Annotated in this window: 7 protein-coding genes; 3 read left to right on the top strand and 4 right to left on the bottom strand. The window is 64.6% G+C overall.

Annotated features, from left to right (window positions below):
* Nucleotides 1–128 precede the first annotated feature (128 nt).
* From hydA to preA, 3 genes are all read left to right on the top strand, one after another.
* Nucleotides 129–1,568: a dihydropyrimidinase gene (gene hydA / locus NP534_RS24275; RefSeq protein ID WP_274100394.1), complete on the top strand. Its 1,440-nt coding sequence runs from the start codon at nucleotides 129–131 to the stop codon at nucleotides 1,566–1,568.
* A 105-nt stretch (nucleotides 1,569–1,673) separates the two neighbouring features.
* Nucleotides 1,674–3,041: an NAD(P)-dependent oxidoreductase gene (locus NP534_RS24270; protein WP_274100393.1), complete on the top strand. Its 1,368-nt coding sequence runs from the start codon at nucleotides 1,674–1,676 to the stop codon at nucleotides 3,039–3,041.
* Nucleotides 3,042–4,316, top strand: coding sequence for an NAD-dependent dihydropyrimidine dehydrogenase subunit PreA (preA, locus tag NP534_RS24265; RefSeq protein WP_274100392.1), 1,275 nt, complete (start codon nucleotides 3,042–3,044; stop codon nucleotides 4,314–4,316).
* 101 nt (nucleotides 4,317–4,417) lie between these two features.
* On the opposite strand, the gene NP534_RS24260 is transcribed toward preA, so the two are convergent.
* From NP534_RS24260 to NP534_RS24245, 4 genes are read right to left on the bottom strand one after another with little or no spacing between them, the layout of a single operon-like run.
* Nucleotides 4,418–4,813, bottom strand: coding sequence for a DUF4440 domain-containing protein (locus tag NP534_RS24260; protein ID WP_274100391.1), 396 nt, complete (start codon nucleotides 4,811–4,813; stop codon nucleotides 4,418–4,420).
* Nucleotide 4,814: 1 nt separating this feature from the next.
* Nucleotides 4,815–5,435, bottom strand: coding sequence for a TetR/AcrR family transcriptional regulator (locus NP534_RS24255; RefSeq protein ID WP_033696704.1), 621 nt, complete (start codon nucleotides 5,433–5,435; stop codon nucleotides 4,815–4,817).
* A complete protein-coding gene (locus NP534_RS24250; protein WP_047581818.1) occupies nucleotides 5,435–5,791 on the bottom strand; it encodes a VOC family protein in 357 nt (118 codons plus the stop codon). The genes NP534_RS24255 and NP534_RS24250 overlap by 1 nt, the downstream gene beginning before the upstream one ends.
* A gap of 60 nt (nucleotides 5,792–5,851) precedes the next feature.
* On the bottom strand, nucleotides 5,852–7,648 hold the full coding sequence (locus NP534_RS24245; protein ID WP_047581816.1) for a glycoside hydrolase family 15 protein: 1,797 nt from the start codon (nucleotides 7,646–7,648) through the stop codon (nucleotides 5,852–5,854).
* Between the last annotated feature and the right edge of the window lie 44 nt (nucleotides 7,649–7,692).

The raw sequence follows: 7,692 nt of genomic DNA, 5'->3' as shown, positions 1-7,692 counted from the left end.
AACAATCCCAAATCACCATCTAAATTTCATTCTTGTCAGGTCTGACAGGATTGCAAGTTACCCTTCAGCCACTGGCCGATAACAATTCAAGAACCGGCCCAGACCGGTCAGCCTGCGAGGAAGACGGCATGTCCCTGTTGATCCGTGGTGCCACCGTGATAACCCACGAAGAGCGTTACCCCGCCGATGTTTTGTGTGTCGAGGGTGTGATCCGCGCCATTGGCGAAAACCTCGAACCCCCCACCGACTGCGAAATCCTCGACGGCACTGGCCAGTACCTGATGCCCGGCGGCATCGACCCGCACACCCATATGCAACTGCCCTTCATGGGCACCGTGGCCAGCGAGGACTTCTTCAGCGGCACTGCTGCAGGCCTGGCCGGCGGTACCACCTCGATCATCGACTTCGTCATCCCCAACCCGCAGCAGTCGTTGCTGGAGGCCTTCCACACCTGGCGTGGCTGGGCACAGAAGAGCGCCTGCGACTACGGCTTCCACGTCGCCATCACCTGGTGGAGCGAGCAGGTCGCCGAAGAAATGGGCGAGCTGGTGGCCAAGCACGGGGTGAACAGCTTCAAGCACTTCATGGCCTACAAGAACGCCATCATGGCCGCCGACGACACGCTGGTGGCCAGCTTCGAACGCTGCCTGCAACTGGGCGCGGTGCCCACCGTGCATGCCGAGAACGGCGAACTGGTCTACCACCTGCAGAAAAAACTGCTGGCCCAGGGCATGACGGGCCCCGAGGCACACCCCCTGTCGCGCCCTTCGCAGGTCGAAGGCGAAGCCGCCAGTCGCGCCATCCGCATTGCCGAAACCATCGGTACGCCGCTGTATGTGGTGCACATCTCAAGCCGCGAAGCGCTGGACGAGATCACCTATGCCCGGGCCAAAGGCCAGCCGGTGTACGGTGAAGTACTGCCCGGCCACCTGTTGCTCGATGACAGCGTCTACCGCAGCCCGGATTGGGCCACTGCCGCCGGCTACGTGATGAGCCCGCCCTTCCGCCCACGGGAACATCAGGAAGCCCTGTGGCGCGGCCTGCAATCGGGCAACCTGCACACAACCGCCACCGACCACTGCTGCTTCTGCGCCGAGCAGAAGGCCATGGGCCGCGACGACTTCAGCCGCATCCCCAATGGCACCGCCGGTATTGAAGACCGCATGGCCGTGCTGTGGGATGCCGGGGTCAACAGCGGGCGCCTGTCGATGCAGGAGTTCGTCGCACTGACTTCCACCAACACCGCGAAGATCTTCAACCTGTTCCCGCGCAAGGGCGCCATCCGCGTCGGTGCCGATGCCGACCTGGTGCTGTGGGACCCAGAGGGCACGCGAATGATCTCGGCGCAGACCCACCACCAGCGCGTGGACTTCAACATTTTCGAAGGCCGCACCGTGCGCGGCATCCCCAGCCACACCATCAGCCAGGGCCGCGTGCTCTGGGCCGATGGCGACCTGCGCGCCGAACCTGGCGCCGGCCGTTACGTGGAGCGCCCGGCCTACCCCTCGGTGTACGAGGTGTTGGGCCGACGCGCCGAGCAGCAGCGCCCGACACCCGTCCAGCGCTGAGCCTTACCCACAGCACCCGCACTGCCGTACCGGCCCCGAAGAGGCTGGGCGGCGCCGTATTGCCGTTGACTGCCACATCCAAAAAAGAAAAGAGAGGCTACAACCGTGATCGATGCCCTGAACCACTTGCCGCGCCCCCGGGCCGGCGCCGACCAGTTGGCCGAGCGCTTCGGCGACCTCGCCCCGCCCCTCACCGCCCGCCAGGCCGCCGTGGAAAGCGCCCGCTGCCTGTATTGCTACGACGCCCCCTGCGTCAATGCCTGCCCAAGCGAAATCGACATCCCCTCGTTCATCCACCGCATCAGTGACGAGAACCTGCAAGGCGCCGCCGAACGCATTCTGTCGGCGAATATCCTCGGCGGCAGCTGTGCCCGTGTGTGCCCGACCGAAATCCTCTGCCAGCAAGCCTGCGTGCGCAACAACGCCCAGGAATGCGCACCGGTGCTGATCGGCCAACTGCAGCGCTATGCCGTGGACAACGCCCACTTCACCGAGCACCCCTTCACCCGCTCGCCGGCCACCGGCAAGCGCATCGCCGTGGTCGGCGCAGGCCCGGCCGGGTTGTCCTGCGCGCACCGCCTGGCCATGCATGGGCACGACGTAGTGGTCTTCGAAGCCTGCGACAAGGCCGGTGGCCTCAACGAGTACGGCATCGCCCGCTACAAGCTGGTGGACGACTACGCCCAGCACGAGGTGGAATTCCTGCTGGGTATCGGCGGCATCGAAATCCGCCACGGTCAACGCCTGGGTAGCAACCTCAGCCTGGGCGAGCTGCGCGATCAGTACGATGCAGTATTCCTGGGCCTTGGCCTGAATGCGGTGCGTCAGCTCGGCCTGGCCGATGAAGAGGCGCCCGGCGTGCTTGCCGCCACCGCGTACATCCGCGAACTGCGCCAGGCCGACGACCTGAGCCAACTGCCGCTGGCCGACCGCTGCCTGGTGATCGGCGCCGGTAACACCGCCATCGACATGGCCGTGCAGATGAGCCGCCTGGGCGCCCGTGACGTCAACCTGGTGTACCGCCGCGGCCACGCCGACATGGGCGCCACCGACCACGAGCAGGACATCGCCAAAGCCAACCAGGTGCGCCTGCACACCTGGGCGCGCCCCGATGCCGTGTTGCTGGATGACGCCGGCAAGGTGCGCGGCATGCGCTTCGCCCGCACGGCACTGGCGGATGGGCGCCTGCGTGACACCGGCGAAACCTTCGAGCTGGCCGCCGATGCGATCTTCAAGGCCATCGGCCAGCGCTTCGACGACGCCAGCCTCATCGACCCCGTGGCCGCGCAACTGGCCCGCGACGGTGAACGCATCCGTGTCGATGCGCATATGTGCACCAGCCTTGCGGGTGTCTACGCGGGCGGCGACTGCACCGCCCTGGGCCAGGACCTCACCGTCCAGGCCGTGCAACACGGCAAGCTGGCCGCTGAAGCCATCCATGCCCAACTCATGCTCAATATGGAGGCTGCGTAAATGGCCGACTTGTCTATCGAATTCGCCGGTATCAAGGCGCCCAACCCTTTCTGGCTGGCCTCGGCGCCACCCACCGACAAAGCCTACAACGTGGTCCGCGCCTTCGAGGCCGGCTGGGGCGGCGTGGTCTGGAAGACCCTGGGCGAGGACCCGGCGGCGGTAAACGTGTCGTCGCGCTACTCGGCGCACTACGGCGCCAACCGCCAGGTGCAGGGTATCAACAACATCGAGCTGATCACCGACCGCTCGCTGGAGATCAACCTGCGTGAGATCACCCAGGTGAAGAAGGACTGGCCCGACCGCGCGTTGATCGTGTCGCTGATGGTGCCGTGCGAGGAACAATCGTGGAAGTTCATCCTGCCCCTGGTGGAGGCCACGGGCGCCGATGGCATCGAACTGAACTTCGGCTGCCCCCACGGCATGCCTGAACGTGGCATGGGCGCGGCGGTCGGCCAGGTGCCGGAGTATGTGGAGATGGTCACCCGCTGGTGCAAGACTTATTGCGCCCTGCCGGTGATCGTCAAGCTCACGCCAAACATCACCGACATTCGCCAGTCGGCCCGCGCCGCGCACCGCGGCGGGGCGGATGCGGTGTCGTTGATCAACACCATCAACTCGATCACCAGCGTCGACCTGGACCGCATGGTGGCCCACCCCATCGTCGGCGACCAGAGCACCCATGGCGGTTACTGCGGTTCGGCGGTCAAGCCGATTGCCCTGAACATGGTCGCGGAGATCGCCCGCGACCCCGAGACACGTGGCTTGCCGATTTGCGGCATCGGCGGTATCGGCAACTGGCGTGACGCTGCCGAGTTCATCGCCCTGGGCAGCGGCGCCGTGCAGGTGTGCACGGCCGCGATGCTGCATGGGTTCCGTATCGTCGAAGACATGAAAGATGGCCTGGCCCGCTGGATGGACCAGCATGGGCACCGCAACCTGGAGGCGTTCAGAGGCCAGGCCGTGGGGCATACCACCGACTGGAAGTACCTGGACATCAACTACAAGTCAGTGGCACACATCGACCAGGACGCCTGCATCGGTTGCGGGCGCTGCCACATCGCCTGCGAAGATACGTCGCACCAGGCCATTGCCAGCACGGCCAAGGCTGATGGTACCCACCTCTACAGCGTGATCGAGGAGGAATGCGTGGGCTGCAACCTGTGCCAGATCACCTGCCCGGTGGAAAACTGCATCGACATGGTGGCGCAGGATACCGGCAAGCCCTACCTGAACTGGACGCAGGATCCGCGTAACCCCTATCGCGAGGCGAGCTGAGGCTGAAGCTCCCACAGGCGTTGTGTGCTTTTTCAGGCAGGCAGAAATCCTGTGGGAGCGGGCTTGCCCCGCGAAAGGCTGTGAAGCGGCCCCATCTCTGGTCAAGCCACCGCTGTCTCATGCAGGTACACCCACACCACCCGCTGCTCGTCACAGGCCACAATCGCCAATGAATACCGCGCAGTCTCCTGCCCCTGCAACCGGTGGGTCTCCTTGTAGCGCACCGCCACACTCGCCCCCGCCTGCCACACTACCTGCACGTCACTGACCTCGATTTCCAGCCCTGGCCGAGCCCCGGCCCCCCGCTCGAACAACTGCCCCACCTGCTGCCGATCAACGATCGCGCCCGCCGTGGTGACCATACTGAAGTTGTCGGCAAACACCGCCATCAACTCGCTGCGAAGCGCCTCGGTCTGCGCAGCAGGCCGGGTGAATACTGTATGGATCAGATCATGTACATCGTGGATGCTGCGTACAGCCCGTTCACTCAAAGTCATATCAAGGTTCCAAACCAATGCCACGCAGGATGACACTGGTCACCGTCTGCACCGCGTTTTCGAATGCCATGTCCGACAAGGGCTCGCCGCCATTGAGCAACGCCACCTGATAGCCAAAGTCCGCATAATGCTGGGTCGATGCCCAGATCATGTACAACAGCGCAGACGGCTCCACCGGCAGGATGCGCCCGTCTTCCACCCACCGGCGAATCTTGGTCTCCTTCAGCTTCGCCCAGGGCACCAGGCTTTCGTCCAGGCTCACGCCCAGCACGGGCGCGCCGTGCAGCATTTCTTCAGCCCAGATTTTCGAGCCCAGCGAGCGTGAACGCGAATGGCCCATCTTGGCGCGGATGTAGCTGGTGAGCACCACACGTGGGTCATCGAAGTTCTCGAAACACAGCGCATCCTGCTTCCACACATCCAGCAGGTCCTGCAGCACGGCGCGGAACAGGTCGTCCTTGGTGCTGAAGTAGTAATGAAGGTTGGAGCGCGGCAACTCGGCCTGCTCGGCGATATCGCCCATCGAGGTGGCGCCATAGCCTTTCTCGGCGAACACCTTTTCTGCAGCCTGGAGAATCTTCTCGATGTTACGCCGGCGGATCTCGATCTTGTGGTTGGCCATCAAGCTTGGGCCGTCCACACCGCCAGTTCATAGCCGTCCGGATCGACGAAGTGGAACCGTCGCCCGCCGGGGAACGAAAACGTGGCACGGCTGATCTGCGCACCGGCGGCCTCGACCCGCTGCTGCGTGGCGTCGAGATCGTCGGCGTACAGGATGACCAGCGGGCCACCCGGGCGTACCGGCTCGCCTGTAGTAAAGCCACCCGTCAGCCGACCATCGCTGAATTCGGTGTAGGCAGGGCCGTAATCGGTGAAGCGCCAGCCGAAGACGCTGCCGTAAAAGGCCTTGCTCCGTGCGATATCGCTGACATTGAATTCGATGTTGTCGATCTGTCGATCGTGGCCACGAACGCTCATGCGTGCTCCTTGCCAATGGGTAATGGCCCAGTCTACTTGAGTCAGTGCACACACGCAGACCTAACCACAACGCGCCCGATCGCGCACCGGGCACTGCGCGCGGTGCAGGTTCAGCGCCGTGTTGATGATGCCGATATGGCTGAACGCCTGGGGGAAATTGCCCAGCATTCGCTTGCCTGCCGGGTCGTACTGCTCCGCCAGCAACCCCAGGTCGTTGCAAAGGCCGCTCAAGCGTTCGTACAGGGCCTGTGCCTGGGCTTGCCGGCCTAACAGCACATAGACATCGGCCAGCCAGAATGAACACACCAGGAACGTACCCTCCCCGGGTGTCAGGCCGTCGCTGCAGCTGTCGGTGTCATAGCGCGACAACAGGCCATTTTTCAGCAGCCGCTTTTCGATTTCTGCCAGCGTGCGCAAAAACCGTGGGTCTTCCGCCGGCAGAAAGCCGGTCAATGCGATCTGCAACAGGCTGGCGTCCATTTCGTTGGCGCCGTAGGCTTGGACAAAAAACGCCCCGCTCGGGTCCAGCCCGCGCTCGCACACCTCACGGCGAATCTCGTCTGCCACCTGGCGGTAATGCCGCCCGCGCTCGCGATCCTCTTCGGTGGTTTCGGCCAACCCCGCCGCGCGGTCGAACGCCACCCAGGCCATGACCTTGGAATGCACGAAATGCTGCCTGCCACCGCGAACTTCCCAGATACCTTCGTCCGGGTCTCGCCAGATGCGCTCCACGTACGGCAGGATCAAGCGGGCAATCGCGGCGCTGCGTGGGTGCCGAGGCAAACCGCCTTTGATCGCCTGGGTCATGGCATCGGCCAGCTCGCCGTAGATATCCAATTGCATCTGCCCGGCCGCCGCGTTGCCCACCCGCACCGGCTGCGAGTGCTCGTAACCGGCCAACCATGGCAGGGTGTACTCCTGCAGGTCACGCTCGCCGGCCAGGCCGTACATGATCTGCATCTGTTCGGGGTTGCCGGCCACCGAACGCAACAGCCATTCGCGCCAGGCCTGGGCTTCGTCGAAGTAGCCCAGGTTCATGAACGCCAGCAGGGTCATGGTGGCGTCGCGCAGCCAGCAGAAGCGGTAGTCCCAGTTGCGTTCGCCACCTATGCGCTCGGGCAGCGAAGTGGTGACAGCGGCGACGATGCCGCCGGTGGGCGCGTAGGTCATGGCCTTAAGCGTGAGCAGCGAGCGCCGCACCAGGGCGGTGTAGGGACCGACCTCCGGGCAGCGGGCGGCAAAGGCCTGCCATTGGTTGATGGTTTGCGCCAGCGCCGCCTCGACATCGCAATCGGGCTGCACAGGCAGGTGCGAGGGTTGGTGGCGCATGCTGAACACCTGTCGTTGGCCGGCACCGACGCGAAAGCGTGCGACGGTGTGGTGGTCACGTGCGTGCGAGGGGACCGTGCTGCACAGGATCAGGCGGTCAGGGCCGGCTACTGCGCTGAGGGTCAGGGGGTCGAGCTTCTCTACCCAAGGCACGCTGCGCCCGTAGTCGAAACGCAGCACCAGGTCCATCTCGAAGCTGGTTTCGCCGGCCAGGCCTTCGACGATGCGCACGACCGAGTTGACCTCGCCCAGCGGCATCAGGTCGAGCACGCGCGCCCGGCCAGAGGCGGTGACCCAGGTGGTTTCAAGCACCAGGGTGTCCTCCAGGTATTGCCGGCTGGTGTGCTCGACCGGGTCGCAAGGGGCCAGGCGCCAGCGGCCATTTTCTTCATTGCCCAGCAGGGCCGCAAACACGGCGGGGGCGTCGAAGCGGGGCAGGCACAGCCAGTCAATGGAGCCATCGCGGCTGACCAGGGCGGCGCTGCGGCAATTGCCGAGCAAGGCGTAGTCTTCGATGTGGGCGGGCATTGAGTCTCCTTTCGGTTGAGCCGGTTGGTTGCCTGGGTCGGCCT

Source organism: Pseudomonas sp. 39004, assembly GCF_028682155.1.
Classification (GTDB): Bacteria; Pseudomonadota; Gammaproteobacteria; order Pseudomonadales; family Pseudomonadaceae; genus Aquipseudomonas; species Aquipseudomonas capeferrum.
Note: the sequence above shows the minus strand (reverse complement) of the source record. Positions and strands in the feature narration are given on the sequence as shown.